The organism is Actinorugispora endophytica (assembly GCF_004363075.1).
GTDB classification, from domain to species: domain Bacteria; phylum Actinomycetota; class Actinomycetes; order Streptosporangiales; family Streptosporangiaceae; genus Actinorugispora; species Actinorugispora endophytica.
Genome location: NZ_SNYN01000001.1, coordinates 103,247 through 123,215, shown reverse-complemented (window position 1 = coordinate 123,215; position 19,969 = coordinate 103,247). Strand labels below are relative to the sequence as shown.

General features: G+C 71.4%; 15 protein-coding genes. 9 read left to right on the top strand and 6 right to left on the bottom strand.

Annotation, left to right across the window (positions count from 1 at the left end; translation table 11 throughout):
• Positions 1-103 precede the first annotated feature (103 nt).
• From EV190_RS00575 to EV190_RS00565, 3 genes are all read right to left on the bottom strand, one after another.
• Complete coding sequence (locus EV190_RS00575; RefSeq protein ID WP_133739424.1) at positions 104-367, bottom strand: exodeoxyribonuclease VII small subunit; 264 nt, start codon at positions 365-367, stop codon at positions 104-106.
• Entirely contained in the window at positions 364-1,590 is a 1,227-nt protein-coding gene (gene xseA / locus EV190_RS00570) for an exodeoxyribonuclease VII large subunit (RefSeq protein WP_133739423.1), read from the bottom strand. Before xseA ends, EV190_RS00575 begins: the two co-directional genes overlap by 4 nt.
• 342 nt (positions 1,591-1,932) lie before the next feature.
• The gene (locus EV190_RS00565; protein WP_133739422.1) at positions 1,933-2,577 is read right to left on the bottom strand and encodes a hypothetical protein; all 645 of its coding nucleotides are present in this window, start codon (positions 2,575-2,577) and stop codon (positions 1,933-1,935) included.
• A 309-nt stretch (positions 2,578-2,886) separates the two neighbouring features.
• Here EV190_RS00565 and EV190_RS00560 point away from each other — a divergent pair, with 309 nt between their 5' ends.
• Positions 2,887-3,885, top strand: a complete 999-nt coding sequence (locus tag EV190_RS00560) for a 4-hydroxy-3-methylbut-2-enyl diphosphate reductase (protein ID WP_133739421.1) — start codon at positions 2,887-2,889, stop codon at positions 3,883-3,885.
• Positions 3,886-3,973: 88 nt separating this feature from the next.
• On the opposite strand, the gene EV190_RS00555 is transcribed toward EV190_RS00560, so the two are convergent.
• The 3 genes from EV190_RS00555 to EV190_RS24390 all read right to left on the bottom strand — a co-directional run bounded on the left by EV190_RS00555 (position 3,974) and on the right by EV190_RS24390 (position 6,510).
• Positions 3,974-4,480: a DUF6542 domain-containing protein gene (locus EV190_RS00555; RefSeq protein WP_243742251.1), complete on the bottom strand. Its 507-nt coding sequence runs from the start codon at positions 4,478-4,480 to the stop codon at positions 3,974-3,976.
• A 40-nt stretch (positions 4,481-4,520) separates the two neighbouring features.
• Complete coding sequence (locus EV190_RS00550; protein ID WP_133739420.1) at positions 4,521-5,879, bottom strand: DNA recombination protein RmuC; 1,359 nt, start codon at positions 5,877-5,879, stop codon at positions 4,521-4,523.
• Between the two features lie 67 nt (positions 5,880-5,946).
• Positions 5,947-6,510: a hypothetical protein gene (locus EV190_RS24390; protein WP_341770500.1), complete on the bottom strand. Its 564-nt coding sequence runs from the start codon at positions 6,508-6,510 to the stop codon at positions 5,947-5,949.
• 644 nt (positions 6,511-7,154) lie between these two features.
• On the opposite strand from EV190_RS24390, the gene ychF reads away from it, so the two are divergent.
• The 8 genes from ychF (at position 7,155) to EV190_RS23835 (ending at position 19,939) form a co-directional block, all read left to right on the top strand.
• Positions 7,155-8,270 (top strand): redox-regulated ATPase YchF, encoded by a 1,116-nt coding sequence (gene ychF / locus EV190_RS00540; RefSeq protein ID WP_133739419.1) that lies wholly within the window; start codon positions 7,155-7,157, stop codon positions 8,268-8,270.
• A 37-nt stretch (positions 8,271-8,307) separates the two neighbouring features.
• Positions 8,308-10,428, top strand: coding sequence for a DNA methylase (locus tag EV190_RS00535; RefSeq protein WP_133739418.1), 2,121 nt, complete (start codon positions 8,308-8,310; stop codon positions 10,426-10,428).
• Positions 10,428-11,471 carry a hypothetical protein gene (locus tag EV190_RS00530; protein ID WP_208112974.1) on the top strand — a complete coding sequence of 348 codons (1,044 nt, stop codon included), beginning with the start codon at positions 10,428-10,430 and terminating at the stop codon, positions 11,469-11,471. Before EV190_RS00535 ends, EV190_RS00530 begins: the two co-directional genes overlap by 1 nt.
• A gap of 435 nt (positions 11,472-11,906) precedes the next feature.
• Positions 11,907-12,884, top strand: a complete 978-nt coding sequence (locus EV190_RS00525; RefSeq protein WP_133739417.1) for a conjugal transfer protein — start codon at positions 11,907-11,909, stop codon at positions 12,882-12,884.
• Between the two features lie 98 nt (positions 12,885-12,982).
• Positions 12,983-13,300, top strand: coding sequence for a hypothetical protein (locus EV190_RS00520; protein ID WP_133739416.1), 318 nt, complete (start codon positions 12,983-12,985; stop codon positions 13,298-13,300).
• Positions 13,301-13,312: 12 nt separating this feature from the next.
• Positions 13,313-16,711, top strand: coding sequence for a TcpE family conjugal transfer membrane protein (locus tag EV190_RS00515; protein ID WP_133739415.1), 3,399 nt, complete (start codon positions 13,313-13,315; stop codon positions 16,709-16,711).
• Between the two features lie 70 nt (positions 16,712-16,781).
• On the top strand, positions 16,782-19,265 hold the full coding sequence (locus EV190_RS00510; protein ID WP_133739414.1) for an ATP-binding protein: 2,484 nt from the start codon (positions 16,782-16,784) through the stop codon (positions 19,263-19,265).
• Positions 19,262-19,939 carry a hypothetical protein gene (locus EV190_RS23835; RefSeq protein WP_243742250.1) on the top strand — a complete coding sequence of 226 codons (678 nt, stop codon included), beginning with the start codon at positions 19,262-19,264 and terminating at the stop codon, positions 19,937-19,939. The genes EV190_RS00510 and EV190_RS23835 overlap by 4 nt, the downstream gene beginning before the upstream one ends.
• Positions 19,940-19,969: the final 30 nt, after the last annotated feature.

Genomic DNA, 19,969 nt, shown 5'->3' with positions numbered 1-19,969 from the left:
TTTCTTCGCTGATCTTGACCTTTCCGGGGTCTCAGAGGTGGTCGAGACCCCGGAAAGGTCAAGATCAGCGGGAAAAGCGGGCACCGCGGACAGAGGCCCGTCGTCAGAACGGCGTGTCGTTCCCGTTCCCGGTCTCGGGGGCGTCCTCGGCCAGGGCCACCGCGAGCCTGGCGCGGGCGCCCTCCAGCCAGGACTCGCAGGTCCTGGCCAGCTCCTCGCCGCGCTCCCACAGCGCCAGGGACTCCTTGAGGGTCAGGCCGCCCGACTCCAGCCTGCGCACGACCGTGTTCAGCTCCTCCCGGGCCTCCTCGTAGCCCAGTTCGGGCTCGGGCGCCGCGGTGCCCGTGGTGTCAGTGGCGTCGCTCATCGTTCCCCCTGCTCATCGGTCCTGTCTCCGGCGGTCACGGTCAGGCCGTCCTCGGCGAACCGCACCCGCAGCTCCTCTCCCGCCGCCACCTCGGCGGCCGAGCGCACCACCGCCCCGTCGCCGCGCTGCACGATCGCGTAGCCCCGCGCCAGCGTCGTCGCGGGGGACAGGGCGTGCAACCGGGCGCGGGTGTGCGTCAGGTCGTCGCCGGCCCGGTCCAGCGCCGTCGCCAGCGCCCGGCGGCCCCGGTCGCGCAGGCCCAGCACCTGCTCGGCCTGGCGGTCCAGCTCGCGCAGCGGGCTGGCCAGCACCGGGCGCGAGCGCATCCCCGCCAGCCACGCCTCCTCGCGCGCGATCCCGCCCCGGACCACCCGGCGGGCCCGGTCCCGCAGCTGGCGGACCAGCCGCGTCTGCTCGCCGACGTCCGGCACGACCTTCTTGGCCGCGTCCGTGGGCGTGGAGGCCCGCACGTCCGCGACATGGTCCAGCAGCGGGACGTCCTGCTCGTGCCCGATCGCGCTGACCACCGGTGTGCGCGTCGCCGCGACGGCGCGCACCAGGGCCTCGTCCGAGAACGGCAGCAGGTCCTCCATGGAGCCGCCGCCGCGCGCGATGACGATGACGTCGACCTCCTCGCGCGCGTCCAGCTCCTCGAGCGCGGCCAGCACCTCGCCCACCGCGCGGTCGCCCTGGACGGCGACCTCGCGCACCTCGAAGCGCACCGCGGGCCAGCGCCGCCGCCCGTTCTCCAGCACGTCCCGTTCGGCGGCGGAGTCGCGGCCGCAGATCAGCCCGACCGTGCCGGGCAGGAACGGAAGCCGCCGCTTGCGCGCGTCGGAGAACACCCCTTCGGCGGCCAGGGTCCGGCGCAGCTGCTCCAGCCGTGCCAGCAGCTCGCCGAGGCCCACGTGGCGGATCTCCAGCGCCTGCAGCGCGAAGGTGCCGCGCGGCACGTAGAAGTCGGGTTTGGCGTGGACCACCACCCGGGCGCCGGCCTGGGGCGCGGGGGCCGCGGCCTCCAGGACCCGGACCGGGCAGGTCACCCGCGCGGACACGTTCGCCACCGGGTCGCGCAGCGTGATGTAGGCCATGCCGCCGCGCCGGTTCAGCTCCGCGATCTGCCCCTCGACCCAGATCCGGCCGAGGCGGCCGACCCACCCGCCGACCGCCTGCAGGACCACGCGTACCGGCTGCGGCGACTCGGGCGTGCTCTCCATCCCCATGACAGCCGAGCCTAGTGCCCGGCCGGAGGGAGTCTCCGGGGCGGAGGTGTTTCGGTGGGTCGGCCGGATGATCCTCCTGCTCCGGGGAGAGGCCTGACGAGGCCGCGCCCATGATGTCCGCCGCGCGAGGGTTTCGTTGACGGTCTTGAGCCTTCCGCCCGTTTCGGGGCCTGGAAGGGCGGAAAGCTCAAGACCATCCCGAGCGGGGGCAGGACCGGCCCTCGAACATGGTGCCGGCGAGCCGCCGGGGCGGGCCGTCGCCGGCCAGCGGGCGGTCACGGCCGCGATCCCGCCCCCGTGCGCGCGCCCGGCCCCGCGCCGTCGCGCCCGTGCCGGGAACCGCTACTCGGCGGCCTCCGCCTCCAGCTTGGCCACCCGGTTGTCGTACATGCGCACGAACTCGGGACGGTTGGCGTTGGCCGACTCGTACGCGCGCAGTTCGCGCACCTGCTCGATGGTGAGCTTGCGCAGCCGCGCCCGGACGGAGGGGAGCGTCAGGGTGTCGTAGTTGGGCAGGGGCGGCGCGCCGCCCTCGGGGGAGGAGCCGCCCTCGGCGGCGGCCCGCGCCTCGACGAACGCCTTGGTCGGGGCCGCGACGGTCTCGGCCTCGGCGACGTTCAGGGTCTCGGCGATCTCCGCCTTCTCCTCGGGCCTCACCAGGTCGGCCTCGTCCTGGACGGGCTCCTCGGCGGCGGTCTCGGAGGTCTCGACGGGCTCGGTCCGGACGGCCTCGGCGGCCTCCGGGGACGCCGGGGTCTCCAACGGCTGCTGCTCCTGGGCGGACGCGGCCTCGGTGGCGAACTCCCCGGCGGCGTCCGCGGCGGAGGCGTCCGCCGGGGTCGTCTCGGTCGGGGCGTCGGGGTCGTGCACCACGGCGTCACCGGCGGCCATGTCCTCCGGTTTGCTGGAGGCCACCGGCCGGGTGGTCTTGCCGAAGACGCGCTTGAACGCGCCGGTGAGCTTACTGGCGATCGAGGGCTTGGACATATGACTCGGAGGCTCCTGAGGTTCACGGTCTGGGACGTGGTGCGGACGCATCCTGCGGGCCCGGGGAAGTGGACTGCCGGGAACGGCGACGGCGCTTCGATTGAGAGATAGCCAGAATAGGGGAGTTTGACTCCTCGGAGCAGGTGCCGCCGCCCCGAATTCGCCACCTCGGGACCGGGGTGAGTTCCCGGCGTTACCTGCGGCCCTTCCCGGGACGGCCGCGGTGCGCGGACCGGTCCGCGCACCGCGGCCGGGGTCCGTTCGACCCGCTTTGGGCGGGGTGGGGCGCACGGCCCATAGGATGGTGGCATGACTGCGACGAATCGCCGCCGTGTCCTGCTCGCCAAGCCCCGAGGTTACTGCGCCGGGGTCGACCGCGCTGTCATCACGGTCGAGAAGGCCCTTGAGCAGTACGGCGCACCGATCTACGTGCGCAAGCAGATCGTGCACAACACGCACGTCGTGCGCACCCTGGAGGAGCGCGGCGCCGTCTTCGTCGAGGAGACCTCCGAGGTCCCCGAGGGCGCGACGGTGGTCTTCTCCGCACACGGCGTCTCGCCCATGGTGCATTCCGAGGCCGCCGAGCGCGGGCTCAAGACCATCGACGCCGCCTGCCCGCTGGTCACCAAGGTGCACAAGGAGGCGCAGCGCTTCGCCGCCGAGGACCTGGACATCATCCTGATCGGACACACCGGTCACGAGGAGGTCGAGGGCACCAGCGGACACGCGCCCGAGCACATCCAGATCGTGGACGGTCCCGACGAGGTCGCGAACATCCAGGTCCGGGACCCCGACCGGGTCTCCTGGCTGTCCCAGACGACGCTGTCGGTGGACGAGACGAACGCCGCCGTCGAGGCGCTGCGGGCCAGGTTCCCCAACCTGATCGACCCGCCCAGCGACGACATCTGCTACGCCACCTCCAACCGCCAGGCCGCGGTCAAGGAGATCGCCCCCGAGTGCGACCTGTTCGTCGTGGTGGGGTCGGCCAACTCCTCCAACTCGGTCCGCCTGGTGGAGGTCGCCCTCGACGCGGGGGCCAACGCCTCGTACCTGGTCGACAACGCCACCTTCCTCAAGGACGAGTGGCTGGAGGGCGTGCGCACCGTCGGCGTCAGCAGCGGCGCGTCGGTGCCCGAGATCCTCGTGAAGGAGCTCCTGGAGCGTCTCGCCGGCCACGGTTTCGGCGACGTCGAGGAGATCGAGACCGAGCGGGAGAAGCTCACCTTCGCCCTCCCCAAGGAGCTGCGCGCCCGCCGCGGCAAGGACGGCTCCATCGCCCACAAGCTGCTGCCGCTCTCCCCGGCCTAGTAGAGGTTTCCCTGCCGATCTTGACGTTTCCGGGGTCTCGGAGACGGTTGAGACCCCGGAAACGTCAAGATCGGCGGGGAAAGCCTTCCTACGGGCGGCGGCGGTTGCGGCCGTTGAGTTCGTCGCCCAGGGCGCGGACGTTGCGGGCCAGCCCGCGCGGGATGACGACGACCAGGACCAGCGCGGTCCCGGCGAACAGCCAGGGCGCGATGTCGGCGAGGCGGGTGGCGATGCCGATGGACACGCCACGGGCGAAGCCGTCGGTCCCCAGGGTCAGGACGATCTCGGCGGTCAGCGCCGCGACGAAGTAGGCCAGCGGCGGACTCACGCTCAGGGTCAGCAGGTCGGCGGCGCGTACCAGCAGGGCCGCCAGAACGCAGGCGGCCACGAAGCCGATCCCGCTCACGATAGGGCGCTCCACGGCGTCGGCCAGCATCGTCGAGGCGAAACTGGCCAGGGTGACGCCGACGATCGCGCCGCGCGCGGTGAGGCGCAGCGGCGGCCCGGTGTGGACGGGTGCGCTGCCGCCGCCGCGGCGGCGCGGCGGCCCCGACCGGTGCGGCGCGCGGGCACCGCGCGCGTCACGTGTCGTCATCACCGCATACTCCCTCGTGTGGCTCACAGCACCGACTATGTCACTTCATGTGAAAAATCTGCTCTTTCTCGGACGTCGTGTCGCGGTCGAGGCCCGTCCGATCGCGATCCGGCACCCCGTCGCCCAGGTCAACCGGTGTGTGAGACCTGTCACCGTCGCGGCCGCCGGCCTCCGCCGCGGCGGTTCCGGCCAGTTCCGCGGCGGTCAGGACCCGCGCCTGCTCGTGCACGCCGCGCGGCGCGGCCAGCTCCTCCTCCACCAGCCCGAGCTCCTCGAACCGGCGGGCCGTCACCAGGACCCGGCTCTCCAGGGACCCCACGGTCTGGTTGTAGGCGGTGACGGTCCGGGACAGCGCCCTGCCGAGCCCGTCCATGTGCCCGCCGAGCGTCGAGAGCCTGCCGTGCAGTCGCTTCCCCAGTTCGAACACCTCCCGGGCGTTCTCGCTGAGCGCCTCCTGCTGCCATGCGTACTGGGCGGTGCGTAGCAGTGAGATAAGGGTGGTGGGCGTGGCGATGTGCACCCGCCTGGCCATCGCGTGCTCCAGCAGCCCGGGGTCGCGCTCCAGAGCGGGGGCCAGGAACGCCTCCCCGGGGATGAACAGCACCACGAACTCGGGAGCCGGGGCGAACGCCGCCCAGTACGCCTTGGCCGCGAGCCGGTCCACGTGCGCGCGCACGTGCCGCGCGTGCGCGCCGAGCCGGTCCGCGCGCACGGCGGGGTCGTCGCTCCCCACCGCCTCCAGGTAGGCGGCCAGCGACACCTTGGAGTCCACGACGATGCTCTTGCCACCGGCCAGGCGCACCACCATGTCGGGGCGCTGCAGGCCGTCGTCGGTCGCGGCGCCGACCTGCTCCTCGAAGTCGCAGTGGGCCGCCATGCCGGCCAGCTCGGCGACCCGGCGCAGTTGCAGCTCGCCCCAGCGGCCCCGGGCCTCGGGCCGCCGCAGCGCGGTGACCAGCGCGCTGGTCTCGTCGCGCAGCCGGTCCGACCCCTCGCGGACCATCTCGACCTGCTTGGCGAGCTCGGCGTGCGCGGCGCGTCGCCCCGCGTCGGCCTCGCGCAGCCGGCTCTCCACCCGCGCCAGCGTGTCCCTGAGCGGCGCGACCAGGTGCTCGATGGCCTGGCGGCGCTGGTCCAGGTCGTTGCCCGCCGCCTGGTTCACCGCGCGCAGGCGCCCTTCGGCGAGCTCCATGAAGCGCTGGTTGGTGGCGTCCAGGGCCTGCGCCGACAGCGACCGGAAGCGCTCGGCGAGCTGCTCCTCGACGTAGGCGGCCCGCTCGTCGGCGGCCTGGGCCCGCGCCTCCGCCCCCGCGTAGCGCGCCCGTGCCAGCGACCACCCCAGCGCCGCGCCGACGGCCAGACCCACCAGTAGTGCGAGGAACACGTAAAACCCGTCCATAGCCATAGTCGGCCATGCTCTCAAGCCCGGAGGGCGGAGGTCTTCCGCGCCACGCGGGAGGCCCGCGTCACCGGCTCCGGCCGCGTCCGGCCCGGGCGCGCGGGACGTTCCCGCCGGCCGGTCCCGCGTCGCCGGCCGGCGGGCGGCAGCCGAGGACCGCCTCGTTCCAGAGCCGGGCGGTCTCCCAGAACCCCTCGTCGGGAAGGCCGGGGGCGAACAGCCACAAGGGGTCGCCGGTGCCGGGCTCCCGGATGCGGGCGCGGGGCGGGTACGGCGGATCGCCGTCGACGCGGTGCCAGGTGTAGTCGAGCGGCTCCAGCAGCGCCATCAGCCGCTCCTCCAGCCCCCGGTCGGGCGGCACCTCGCACAGGACCCACGGGCGGAAGCGGCGCATGACCTCCAGGGCGCCCGCCACCACGTCCGGGCCCGTCGGCCCCGTGTCGATCTTCAGGACGGCCGGAACGATGTTGTCCCGCTCACGCCACCGCGACGCGGTGTCCACCCGGACCGGGACGCGTCCGAGTTCGGGCCGGAAGCCCGCCGCGAGCGAGTTGGACGCCTCGCCGGTCGCGGACAGCCGCAGCGTCCCCGTGCCGGTGTGGTTGCTCAGGGCGGCCTCCTCCACCCGCACCCGCAGCCCGTTCTCCTCGGCGATGGCGCGCGGCGGCCGCGACCTCGGCCGTCGGCTCGAAGGCGTAGACCCGGCGGCGGCTCCGCGCGGCGGCCAGCAGCGCGTACAGGCCGACGTGCGCGCCGACGTCCAGGACGGCCCCCGCCGGGGCGTGCTCCAGGACGGCCAGGAAGCAGGCGAGGGCCCGCGGCTCGTACCCCGCGACCCCCGCCTCGTGGAGGCGGCGCGGCACGGACAGGTCGCCCGGCACGCGGACGGCGACCGACCCGGGGCCCAGCGCGTCGCCGCCCGCGCGCCGGGGGAGCGGCAGGTCGAAGGAGCGGACCCGGGGCGGAATGAGTTCCGGATCGATTCCACCCAGGAACTGTGGAAGACGCGAACGGATCTGTCTTGTTGCATAGCGAACGTTCGGATGGCGATGTACGAACGCCCGCACAGGATCATGAACCACCCTTACCCCCCAAGTGGCCGCCCGGCCCCTGCCGGTCGGGTGAGAGCGGCGCGGCCCGCGGCCGAACCACTCTCCAGGACGTTACTCCTGACCTGGTCCGACGCGCAGGCGAAGGGGGACAAAGGGGGATCTTCCCCCGGTCGCGGGAGCAACGGGGGTGGACCGGGGGCGCGACCGCCTACACTCGAACTCCGTGAGTCTGTCTATTGGGATCGTCGGCCTGCCGAACGTCGGCAAGTCCACCCTGTTCAACGCCCTGACCAAGAACGACGCTCTGGCGGCGAACTACCCGTTCGCCACCATCGAGCCCAACGTCGGTGTGGTCGGTGTCCCCGACCCCCGACTCGACACCCTGGCCGGGATCTTCGGTTCCGCCAAGATCCTGCCCGCCACCGTCACCTTCGTGGACATCGCGGGAATCGTCCGCGGCGCCTCCGAAGGCGAGGGGCTGGGCAACAAGTTCCTCGCCAACATCCGCGAGACCGACGCGATCTGCCAGGTCATCCGGGAGTTCGAGGACCCGGACGTGACGCACGTCGACGGGGAGATCGACGCCTCGCGGGACATCGAGACCATCAACACCGAGCTGATCCTGGCCGACCTCCAGACCCTGGAGAAGGCGCTGCCGCGGCTGGCCAAGGAGGCCAGGACCAACGCCAAGGACAAGGACCGGCAGCAGCTCCTGGCCGCGGCCGAGGCCGCCCAGCGGGTCCTGGACGAGGGGAAGCCGCTGTCGTCGGGCGGCCCCGCCGCCGGGATCGACCTGGCCCACCTGCGAGAGCTCAACCTGCTCACCGTCAAGCCGTTCATCTACGTGTTCAACCTGGACACCGACGAGCTCGGCGACGAGGCGCTGCGCGCCAAGCTGTCCGACCTGGTGGCCCCGGCCGAGGCCATCTTCCTCGACGCCAAGATCGAGTCCGAGCTCGCCGAGCTGGAGGACGACGAGGCGGCCGAGCTCCTGGAGTCGATGGGGCAGACCGAATCCGGTCTGGCCCAATTGGCGCGCGTCGGGTTCGCCACCCTGGGCCTGCAGACCTACCTGACGGCCGGGCCGAAGGAGGCGCGCGCCTGGACCATCCACAAGGGCGACACGGCCCCCGAGGCGGCCGGTGTCATCCACACCGACTTCCAGCGCGGCTTCATCAAGGCCGAGGTCGTCTCCTTCGACGACCTGGTCGAAGCCGGCTCGATGCAGGCGGCGAAAGCCGTCGGGAAGGTCCGCATCGAAGGCAAGGAGTACGTGATGGCAGACGGCGACGTGGTGGAGTTCCGGCACGCACCAACCTCTGGGAGCAACAAGAAGTGACACCCCGACTGTTGGAGGCCCTGCCTAGGATTCGAGCATGACGATCGAAGTTGCTCTGACCACCGAGAACCCCACTGAGCCGGTTGACCGCCTGGAGAGCCGCTATGATCCGACTTTCGTGGCACGCCTCGCACTGCGCGAGAAGCAGGTCCAGCAGTCCTATCGCCCAATCATCCAGATCCACAAGTGGTTCGCCCGACGCCCGGGCTCGGTCTTCCGCTCGCTCCTGCTCTCCGAGTTCGGTGACCAGTCCCTGTCCGCTGACTACTTCAGCGGTCACGACGTGCGAGGCATCATCGCCGACCCGTTCATGGGCGGTGGCACCACGGTCTTCGAAGCGGCTCGCCTGGGTCTGAGCGTTGTCGGCGGCGACGTGAATCCCATGGCCTACTGGACCGTGCGCCAGGCAGTCTCGCCGCTCGGCCTTGACCGCTTCCAGCGTGAGGCCGAGAAGGTCATGGATGACGTGCGCAACCAGATCGGCGATCTCTACCGCACTAGTTGCACGATCTGTTCGGAGCCGGCTGACGTGAAGTATGCCCACCTCGTGAAGACGTGCGCCTGCCCGTCCTGCGGTGAGAACGTCGACCTGTTCCCCGGACTGCGCTTGGCCGAGGCTGTGCGCCACCCCCGCGAGGTATACCACTGCCCGGGGTGCAATGCCCTGCGCGAGGTCGACAAGAGCTCCGCACCTCGCTGTCCTGAGTGCGATCACGACCTCAAGGAGCGCTCGACCTACCGCGGCACGGCGACCTGCCGTTACTGCGGCGACAAGTTCAAGTTCGCCCCGCTGCTGGCGAAGCCGCCGAAGCACCGCATGTACGGCATCGAGTACCGCTGCGTCCACTGCTACGGCCAGGTGCAGGGTCGGCAGTTTAAGACCCCGGACGCCGAGGACATCGCGCGGGCCGAGCGCGCCTCGCAGCTGCTTGAGGAACATCGCGAGGAGCTGCTGATCCCTGACCAGGAGATCCAGGCCGGCGACGAGACCAGCCGCTTGCACCGCTGGGGATACCACCGCTGGAGCGAGCTCTTTAGCGACCGTCAGCTGCTTGGCCTGGGACTGCTCATGCGTCGGATCGCCGACGTCGAGAACGACGAGGCCCGCTATGCCCTGGCGACCGTGTTCAGCGACTTCCTGCGCTATCAGAACCTGCTCTGCCGCTACGACACCTATGCCCTGAAGTGCCAGGACATCTTTGCTGTTCACGGCTTCCCTGTGGCTTTGCTTGCTTGCGAGAACAGCCTGCTCGGCATTCCCAAGGTCGGTTCAGGCTCCTTCGTCCACTTTGTCGCGAAGTACGTGAAGGCCAAGCAGTACGCCAAGAGTCCTCACGAAACCCGCTACGAGGGACGCCGCAAGATCATCGTGCCGATCCCGGGGGAGTCCATCGAGGCCCCGCTGGAAGCCTCTGAACCGTCGGCAGAAACTCAGGGTGCCTGGCTCGCTGCGGCCCCTTCCCAGAAGCTCACACTGCGCCCCGCCTCGCTCGATGGTGTCTTCACCGACCCTCCGTACTTCGACATGGTCCAGTACGCCGAGTTGATGGACTTCTGCTATGTCTGGCTGCGTACGTTCATGGATGGCCGCGCGGAGTTTGCCCCCGAGACGACCCGTACGGATGACGAATTGACCGGCAACGTCACGCGATTGCGCGGTATGCAGGAGTTTGCTGCTGGCCTCAGCGAAGTCTTCTGCCAGATGTCCGGGGCGCTCAAGCCCGGTGCTCCTCTGGTGTTCACCTACCACCACAACGACCCGGCCGCCTATGTCCCCCTTATCATCGCGATCCTTGATGCTGGCCTGAGCTGCACTGCGACTCTGGTCGCCCCTGGTGAGATGTCAGCGTCACTGCACATCGCTGGCACGAAGTCCTCGATCCTTGACTCGGTCTTCGTCTGTCGCGCCGAGGCAGTGGACCCCGACTCGGTGCCGAGCGTTGACGAGCGTGTCGCCCTCGACGCCGCCGCGATGCGCGAGGTGCCCTACGAGCCCACCCAGGGCGACATGCTGTGCCTGCGCGCCGGCCACGTGGCCGCAGACGCCATTCGAGGCCTGCACGCCACTTGGAACTCATCGGAGTCGATCGAGCGTCGCTTCGAGATCGCTACCAAGGCCGTCGTGGAGGCCACGGTGGCACAGGAAGGAACCAGCTGATGACCCTGCGCCCCTACGAGGTTGCCCCCGATGACATCCCCTCGCATCTCGGGGAGCTCGTCCAGTCCACCTTCGACGACCTCACCAGCCAGTTCATGCTGCTCCCGCGTGGTGCGTCCTTCCTGGAGTACCCGGAGTTCCGCTCGGGCTACGAGGCGCTGCGCAAGCACACCAACGGATTCACTGTGCTCGACGTCGACCGATGCTGGAACGCGGTCAAGCAGTGCGCCATAGCTGGCATAGTGCTGCGCACCATCGTCGGCGTGACCCCACCGGAATGGCAGGACCTCGCCAAGGAGGAGACCGACCAGCAGTTCCCGAACAACTGGGCGCGCGGGCTCGACAAGCACATGAAGACCAACCCGGCATACTTCTCAACCAGGGGTGGATCCTCTGAGCTGACGGTCAGCCGAGTCACGGCCCTGTTCCAGGCAGCCTGCCGCGTGCTGCTCGAGGGTGCGACCGACAGCCAGGACGGAATGATCCACCGGCTCGACAAGCTCGACACCAAGGAGGGGCTGGACTCCATCCGGTACGTCGCCGAGCAGCATGTCCCGTACGCGGTTCTGCTCTACGAGCGCTACCTCGGCCGTCCGTTCGCCAGCCATCGCGATGGCGTCTCCGAGCTCGTCGGTGACGTGATGGAGAACGCCATCGAAGACCTGCTCTCGCAGGCTGGAGTCTCGGCCCGCAAGACCAAGCGTGCTGAGCGAGTCCCGGGCTTCGACCAGGCCCCGGACTTCTTCATCCCGGATGAGCTCGACCCCACAGTGATCATCGAGGCCAAGATCACCGGTGATGACGGCACCGCCCGCGACAAGGTCTCACGTATCTTGCGACTCGCGTCCATGCGCGACGAACGCGAACGTGAGGGACGCCCGTCCTTCGAGGTCGTCGCCTGCATCGACGGTCGCGGATTCGGAGTGCGCCGCGAGGACATGGGCCAGATGATCGCGGCCACTCGCGGCAAGGTCTTCACCGCCAACTCGCTGAAGGACCTCATCCGGTACACACGAATCTCGGAGTTCCTCCCCGAGCCCTGACCCGACCCGCACCCATGGCTCCGGACTTGCTGTACCCGCAGTGTCGCCGGGGTCTTCTTGTGCCCGAAACCGGAATAAGGTTAGAGGTGACCAGCGTGGAGTTCCGCTTCAACGTCTGAGGCACGCCGGTCCCGTGCCGTCACTGGCTCCACCAGCCACATTTCCCTATCTGAACAGCGACTTCTTCCTTTCCGGCCAACCCGGAACTCTGACTTGACCTTGCCGGACGCATTCGATCGGCGAGTGATGACCCGGTCATGGTGCTTTGCGCCTTTGTGACACCGGGTACAGGGATTGGGTTGGGAAGAAACACGGCCTCGCAATGCAGTCATAGATCCCGAGTCATGCCGCACCATAGAGGATGGGGTAGACAGACGGATGACGGAATTCGGCGGCTCCGCATAAGGGGGGCGCCCGTGGGTGGATGGAGGCGTGATGGCCCGCAGGTCGACCGCTGGGCGCGGTGGTGTCATGGAGACGGACGCCGCCGCCGACCCGGACGAGACCTTCGACGCCGACCCGCGACGCGGCCGTTCCCGGCGCCCCCGTGCCGGATCGGGAGGCCGGTGGTGGGTGTGGGTCGGCCGCGCCGTGCTGTGGGCGTTCATCCTCGTGGTGATCTTCAACGGCATCTGGCTGCCGATCCGCTCGGCCGTCGCCCCGCCGACCACCCAGGAGCCCGTCGAGACCGACGTCGTCGAGTTCCCCGAGACCGCGGCCGCCTCCCTCGCGGTGCGCTTCGCCGATGTCTACCTCAACGCCGACCCCGAACAGGCGGGCGAGCGCGCCGACACGCTCGCGGAGTTCGTCCCCGAGGGGCGGGCCACCGCTTTCGACCTTCCCGGCGCGCAGATGTCCGCGACCGGGATCGAGGTGCTCGTCGTCGACATCAAGGACGAGAACAACGCGCTGGTCCGCCTGGCCGCCGACGTGAACGGCCAACCCATGAGCCTGGACGTGCCGGTCTACGCCGACCAGGGCGGCACCGCGCTGGTGGTCTCGGGCCGCCCCGCGCTCCTGGCCGCCCCCGACAAGGCGGACCTGCCCGACGCCCCCTCGGTCGAAGGAGACACCGAGGCCCGAGCCGAACTGGAACCGCACATCGAAGGCTTCTTCGAGGCCTACGCGCAGAACCACGAGCACCTCGACCGCTACCTCGAACCCGGCGCCGCCGTCGCCGCGCTGCCGCAGGACGCCATGGAGTTCGGCGCGCTCACGGAGGTCGCGGTCCCGGCCGCGACATCGGGGAGCGAGGACGTGCGCGTCGCCCGGGCCACCGTGGTGTGGCGTCTCCCCGCGGACGAGGGCGCGCGCCCCGCCGAACTCACCCAGAGCTACCAGATCACCGTCGTCAGGGACGGCGGGTCCTGGTACGTGCGCGATATTCAGGGTGCCCCGAACTCGTTCGGGTGACCGGCGCGCCACAATGGCCGCGACCGGCCCAGAGGCACTGTTAAGGAGAAGCAAGGACCATGCAGGACAGATCTGAGACCAAGGAGGGAGTCGGCTAGATGCTTCCCCTCCTCACCGGCCTCGCGCACGCCGCGGCGGACGCGCTGCACCCCGTCTTGACCCTCGCCGGCACGACCACGGTCACCGACGGCCCCGACACCGGCGGGCTCGCCGACTGGCTGCGCGGGTTCTTCGGCCCGCTCTTCCTCGTGATCGTGTCGATCGTCGCGATCTTCTTCCTGTTCACGAGGGAGATCACCCGTTTCGCCCAGTTCATCATTCTGGCGATCTTCATCGGAATCGTCTTCTACGTGCCAGGGATCATCGAAGTCCTCGCTGTCGCCATCGCGCGGGCCATGGGCGTGAACACCGAGTAGGAGGCCGGGGACGTGGATCTGCCCACATACACCAACATCTGGCGTATCGAGAAGCGGCTGTACAAGCTCTACGACTTCCGGCTGCCGTTTCCCGTCCCGCTCGTCACCGTCGGTGTCTGCCTGGGCGTGGCCCTCGTCTGGGTCCTGCTGATGAACCTCCTGGGGGTCCCCTTCCAGACCCCCTGGCACGTGGTGTGGATCGTCCCGCCCTGGGTGATCGGGTTCCTGGCGACCCGCCCCGTCGTCGAGGGCAAGCGCCTCACCGAACTCCTGCGGTCGCAGGCCCTTTACGCGACCGAGGCCAGGGTCTACACCCGGCTCGCGCCCCAGCGGGAGCCGGACCGCATCGTCATCGCGGTGCGGGTCTGGCGCCGTGACCCGGCGGCGGGCCCGCTCCCGGTGAGCGCGGCCGCCGGGCGCGGGCGCGCCGGGGCGGTCGCGGCGCCCGAGCCGGTCGCGGCGCCCGAGCCGGTCATGGAGACCGAGGCCGCCGAGACCGCGGTGGAACCCGCGGTGGTCGAGGCGGTCGAGAGCGCCGCCGCCCCCGAGGAGGCGCGCCGGCCCGAGCCGGCCGCCGAGCCCGCCCCGGCCCGGCCGCGGCCCCGCTCCGCGGGCAAGCGGGTCCTCAACTACTTCGGCCTGGCCATGGACAAGCCCGAACGGGCAGCGGCGGCCCGCGAGGAGCTCCCCGAGCGCCCCGCCCCCAGGACGCCCGCCGCGCAGCGGACCGGGCTGGCCACCGCCAAGCGCCGCGACGACGCCCCCAGCCGCCGCACCGCGCGCGAGGAGGAGGACGGCGACAGCTGGTACACCTCCCCGGGCGAGTCGTCCGGCCAGACCCCGTGGCCGCCGGCCGCCAGGGGCACCAGCGCGTCCGACGACGTTGTCCTCGCGGAGAACGTCCCCCACCCGAACCCGTCCGAGGCCCGCGCCGACCAGGACGCCGACGCGGAGCGGGACCGCGCGGCGGCGCGCCGCCGCGCCGAGGAGATCATGGCCGCGCCGGATCCCGCTGAACCGGTCGCACGAACCGACTCGGACGAGGTCCTCGCCGTGCCGGCCGTCGACGTCCCCACCCAGCCCTTCGCCGCGGCCGACCTCGTCGACGACCTCGACGACGCGCGCGCCCGCAGGACCGCCCGGCGCAGGCTGCGCGGCCGGACCCAGGGGGCAGCGGTCACCCGCCGCCTCGAACGCGACCGCGCCGAGAACGCCGAGCCCCGCGAGACCGCGCGCGGCTACGGCGTCGGCCTCCCCGCCACCCCCGAGGAGGCGCGCGGCGAGGCCGAACGCGCCCTCGGGCGCCCCCGCCCGCACGCCGCGCCCTGGGACCTGCCCCCGGTCGCCCGCACCGACGAGGCCGGGGTTCCCGACGCGGCCGAGCCCGCGGACACCCCGTGGGGCAGGGCCGTCCGGGACGACGCCCCGGACCCCGCCGACACCCCCGTGGCGGGCGGCGCCCCCGAGGCCGCTGTCGCCCCGGAGCCGGAACCCGAGCCGGACGAGCAGCCGGAGGACGTCCCCGCGCGGGACGACACGCGCGAGGGGGCCGGGCCCGCGGACACCGAGCCCGCGGCCGCTCCGGCCGAGGCCCGGGCCGAGCCCGACCCCGTCGGCGAGCCCGAGCCGGCTCCCGCCGGGGCCGCCGAGTCCCGGTTCACCACCGACCTGGCCGTACCGACCGGCACCGAACGCAAGTCGCTCCTGGAGATGGACCACGGCACCGGCGCGTGGGAGCAGGTCGCCGACACCCTGCGCGGCCGCGTCCGGGGCGGCGCCCCCGAGGCGCCGGCCGACGGCGGCCGGACCGGCCGCGAACCGTCCCCGGAGCTGGACCACGGCACCGGCGCGTGGGAGCGGGTCACCCCGGCCGGGGGATCCGTCGACACCGGCGGCCCCCTGGACGAGCGCAAACCGCCCCTGGAGCTGGACCACGGGACCGGCGAGCACGACAGCTTCACCGACGCCGCCGAGCGCAGGCCCACGGAGGAGGACCTGGCGGCCGTGGAGCAGGCCGCGCTGCGGCGGCGCGGCGCCGGCCTGTCCACCGGCGGCGAGCGGGCCGACGACCACCCCGGCGAGTCCGGTGAGTCCGGCGGCCCCGCCGCCGAGGCGGACCGCCCGGAGGAGTCCCGGCCGTCGAGCCGGCTCTCCCGGAGCATGCGCTCGACGGGCGCCGAGACGGCGACGGAGCCCGCGGCCGAGCCCGAGCCCGGCCAGGACCGGGGCGTCTTCACCCGGATCGCGCAGAACGCGCGCAAGGTCGGGGAGATGCTCACCCCCGCCCGGGGAAACGCCGGGGACGGGCGGAAGGACCCCGACGCCGAGAAGCCGGACCTGCAACTCGACCACGGCACCGGCGAGCAGCAACTGCTGTCGGGCCGGGGCGACGTGCGCGTGGTCGGCGGCTCGGACGGCGCCTCCGCGTCCACCGGGATCCCCGACGTCGCACCGGGCGAGGTCCCCCCGCCCGAGCACCACGAGGCCGGGACCGGGTCCACCCGGCCCGCCCACACCGACGACTCGCCCAGCGGGGGCACCCGGGGCTGGCGCAGGCTCGCCCGCGTCGTCACCGGCGGCAACACCCCGAGCGCCAGGACCCAGCTGCCGCCCGCCGACGTGGAACGGCTGCGCACCCCCTTCGAGGGGGCCCGCCGCATCGTCGTCCTGGGCTGCACCGGCAGCGCGGGCCAGACCGTCACCGCGCTCATGCTCGGCCACACCCTCGCCGCCCACCGCGACGAGCGCGTGGTCGCCATCGACGTCAATCCGGGCCCCAACGGGCTGTCCCGGCGCATCCGCACCGAGAGCCCCGAGACGCTCACCTCCCTGCTCGCCAACGCCGACTCCATCCACGGCTACCTCGGCCTGCGCGGCTACACCTCGCAGTCGACCAGCGGCCTGGAGGTCGTGGCCACCCTCGACGACCCCTACGTGCAGACCCTCGACGACCGCGACTACGCCAGCCTCACCGCGATGCTGGAACGCCACTACAAGGTCACCCTGCTGGACCCGGCGGCCACCGGTGTGGCGCGCGCGCTGCCCATCGCCGACGCCCTCGTCCTGGTCGCCCCGGCCAGCTCCGACGCCGCCCGCGCCGTGGCGCTGACCTTCGAGTGGCTCGACGGGCACGGCTACGAGGACCTGAGGACCAAGTCCGTCCTCGTCGTCAACGGCGTCAGCAAGCGAAGCCTCGCCGACGTCGACGCCGCCGAGCAGGTCGCCCGCGGCGGCTGCCGCGCCATCGTCCGCGTCCCCTGGGACGACCACATCGCCGCCGCCCGCGCCGTCATCGACACCGACGCGCTGCGACCCACCACCCGCCGCGCCCACGCCGCCCTCGCCGGAGTGGTCGCCGCGGGCTTCGCCGCAGACCCCGCCGCCCGCAGCAGGACGGAGGCGAACCGGTGACCCGCCGCGCCTCCACCGCGGCCGCCGGACCGCACCGCCACCGCACCGCACCTTCGCAGGAGGACACCCGATGAACGCCAGCAGGGGCGCCAGCCGACTGGCGGTCCGCTACTTCGACGATCGCGTCCTGCTCAGCGACACCGAGGCATGGGCGTACTTCCGACTGCCCACGGTCTCCTACGAGTTCTCCACCCCCGACGAGCGCGAAGCCCTCGCCACGAACATCACGATCGCGCTGGCCGCGATCCGGATGAACGACGCCGAGGTGCACCTGCGGGTCGCCCACCGCGCCTACCCCGCCGCGGACTGGGCGACCAGGCTCGACGGCACCTCCGACTCCGGGCCCGGCTGGTTCGACTACCTGGACGAGATGTACCGGCACGTGTGGGCCAAGGACTTCTGGAGCAAGGAGGTCTACCTGGGCGTGCGCCTGGGCCAGCGCGGCGTGCGCGCCCAGCTCTCCCAGGGCGTGTTCGCCCAGCTGTTCGGCGCCTACCAGCGCACCGAGCAGGTCCTGGGCATGGGCGACGACGCGATCGACGACAGGGAGATCGCCCGCTGGACCGACCAGGCCGAGCGCCTGGGCCGGGCGCTGGCCGCCAGCTCCCTGCGCGCCCGCCACGCCCGCTCCCCGGAACTGGCCTGGCTGATCCGGCACGCCGTCACCGCCACCATCGAGGAGCCGCGCGAGTCCGCCGCGGGGCGCCGCCGCTGGGGCAAGGGCGAGATCGAGGCCCTCGTCGACGGAGTGCTGCACAACGGCCGCTCCTTCCTGCGCCTGGAGCAGCCCGGCGGCGAGGCGTACGCGGCGTACCTGTCGTTCTCCCGGTTCCCCGACCTCATGCCGTTCCCCGACGGCGAGCCGTGGCTGCACTACGCCGACTCGCTGCCCTTCCCCGTCGAGGCCAGCCTGCGCATGAAGCTGGTCCCGCCCGCGAAGGCCAGCAAGGACGTCTCGCGCAGGCTCGCGCACGCCCGCGACATGGACGCCCACATGCGCGAGGCCGGCGCCGAACCCGACATCGCGCTGGCCGAGCAGATCGGCGCGGCGCGCATGCTGGAGCACGGCATCACCAAGGAGCGGCTGCCGTTCGTGTACGGCTGGCACCGCCTGATGGTGGCCGCGCCCACCGAGAACCTCCTGGTCCAGCGGGTCGAGGCGGTCGTGGAGCACTACCGCGACATGGGCATCGACATCACGCACTCCACCGGCGACCAGTTCTCGCTGTTCTGCGAGTCGCTGCCGGGAGACCGCACCCGCCTGGAGGCGTACGTGCAGCGCCAGCCGCTGCGCACCATCGCGGGCGGGATGCCCACCGCGACCGTCGACCTGGGCGACCGCAGGGACGCGGGCGGGGCGGGCTGGATCGGCCCCTACATCGGGGAGACGCTGGGCCGGGCGCGCTCCATCGTGCACTTCGACCCGATGGTCGCGGCGGCCCGCAACCGCCCCACCGCCATCGCCATCACCGGGGAGCCCGGCGGCGGCAAGACCACGCTGGCGCTGCTGCTCATCTACCAGCTGGCGCTGCGCGGCGTCACGGTCGCGGCCATCGACCCCAAGGGCGACGCCGAGTCCCTCGTGCAGCTGCTCCAGCGGCGCGGCCGCAAGGCGCGGATCATGTCCCTGGAGTCGGCGGAGGCGGGCCTGCTGGACCCGTTCGGCTTCGGCGACGACCTGCCCGCCAAGAAGACGATGGCCACCGAGACGCTGCGGCTGCTGCTCCCCCGCATGAGCGAGGAGCGCGAGTCGGCGATGATCCAGGCGGTGGCGGCCGTGGCGAACCAGCCGCAGCCCAGCCTCGCCAAGGTCGTCGCCCACCTGGAGGACGCGGAGGACGCCGCTTCGCGCAACCTCGGCGCGGTGCTGCGCTCCATGTCGGAGATGCGCCTGGCGAGTCTGTGCTTCGACCCCCAGGGCGACCAGCAGATCGACAGCGAGGGCTGGACGACCGTGTTCACCCTCGGCGGCCTCACCCTGCCCGACTCGGCGATCGGCCGCGACGACTACAGCTACGAGCAGCGGCTCAGCGTCGCCCTGCTGTACCTGGTCTCGCAGTTCGCCCGCCGGTTGATGAACGGGCTCGACCGGAGCCTGCCCAAGGCGATCTTCCTCGACGAGGCCTGGGCGGTGACCTCCACCCCGGAGGGCGCCAAGCTCGTTCCCGAGGTGTCGCGGATGGGCCGGTCCCGCAACACCGCGCTCATCCTGGTCAGCCAGAACGCCGGCGACCTCCTCAACGAGCAGGTGACCAACTGCCTCTCAAGCGTGTTCGCCTTCCGCTCCAGCGAGCGGGTCGAGGTGGGCGACGTGATGGCCCTTCTCGGCGTCGAAGCCTCCGAGGAGCACATGGCCGCGCTGCGCAACCTCGGCAACGGCGAGTGCATCTTCCGAGACCTCGACGGCCGCGCCGGGCGCATCGCCGTCGACCTCGTATCGGACGAGCTGCTGCGCTGGCTCGATACGAACCCGACACGGCAGAAGCCCCACGTTGAGGAGGACGGCGCTTTGGTCGGCACCACTGGACAGGGAATCAGGGAGCCGCTGCGATGACGCTGCTCCACAGGGCACGGGCGCTGGGATGGCGCCGCGCGGTGTTCCTGGCCGCGATGATGCTGGCGTTCCTGGTGGTCCCGATTGGGTCCAGCCAGGCCGCCGTCCCCGGCTGCGACGGAGAGCCCGCCCCGCAACCGGAAGCAGCGGGATCGGGCGCGGACGGGTTGCTGGTGCCGCCGCAGGCGGCGGACGCCGCAGCTGCTTCTCCTGACGGTCTTCCACCAGACGCAAGCCTTTACGGGCAGTACGGGACGGCTGGACAGCAGTGGCACGTCATCCGTGAGTCCTGCGTGGACAAGCTGAGCTCCAGCGCCGTCGCCACCCTGAGCAACACCGCGTGGGACCTGTCCAAGACCATTAACCAGTCCACCATCACGGTCTACCAAGCGGCTTCTTCTGATGGGCTTCTGGACAGTTTCAACCGCCTTGTCGAAGGGGTTGTTACGGAACTGCGTGAAGGGATTTGGCGTCCGCTCCTGCCAACAGTAATAATTCTCGGTGCAGTTTGGCTTGGTTGGTATGGACTTATTCGCAAGCGAGTTACTCTCACTATTGAGAGCGCAATTTGGATGGTCCTTGCCACTGCTTTGGGTATCTGGATACTGATTAATCCGTCTCAAATTTTGGGATATGCGAGTACCGTAGTCAATTCGGGGGGGGCAGTTGATTAATTCTACTGTCTCCAGGGTTAGTGTTCCCGG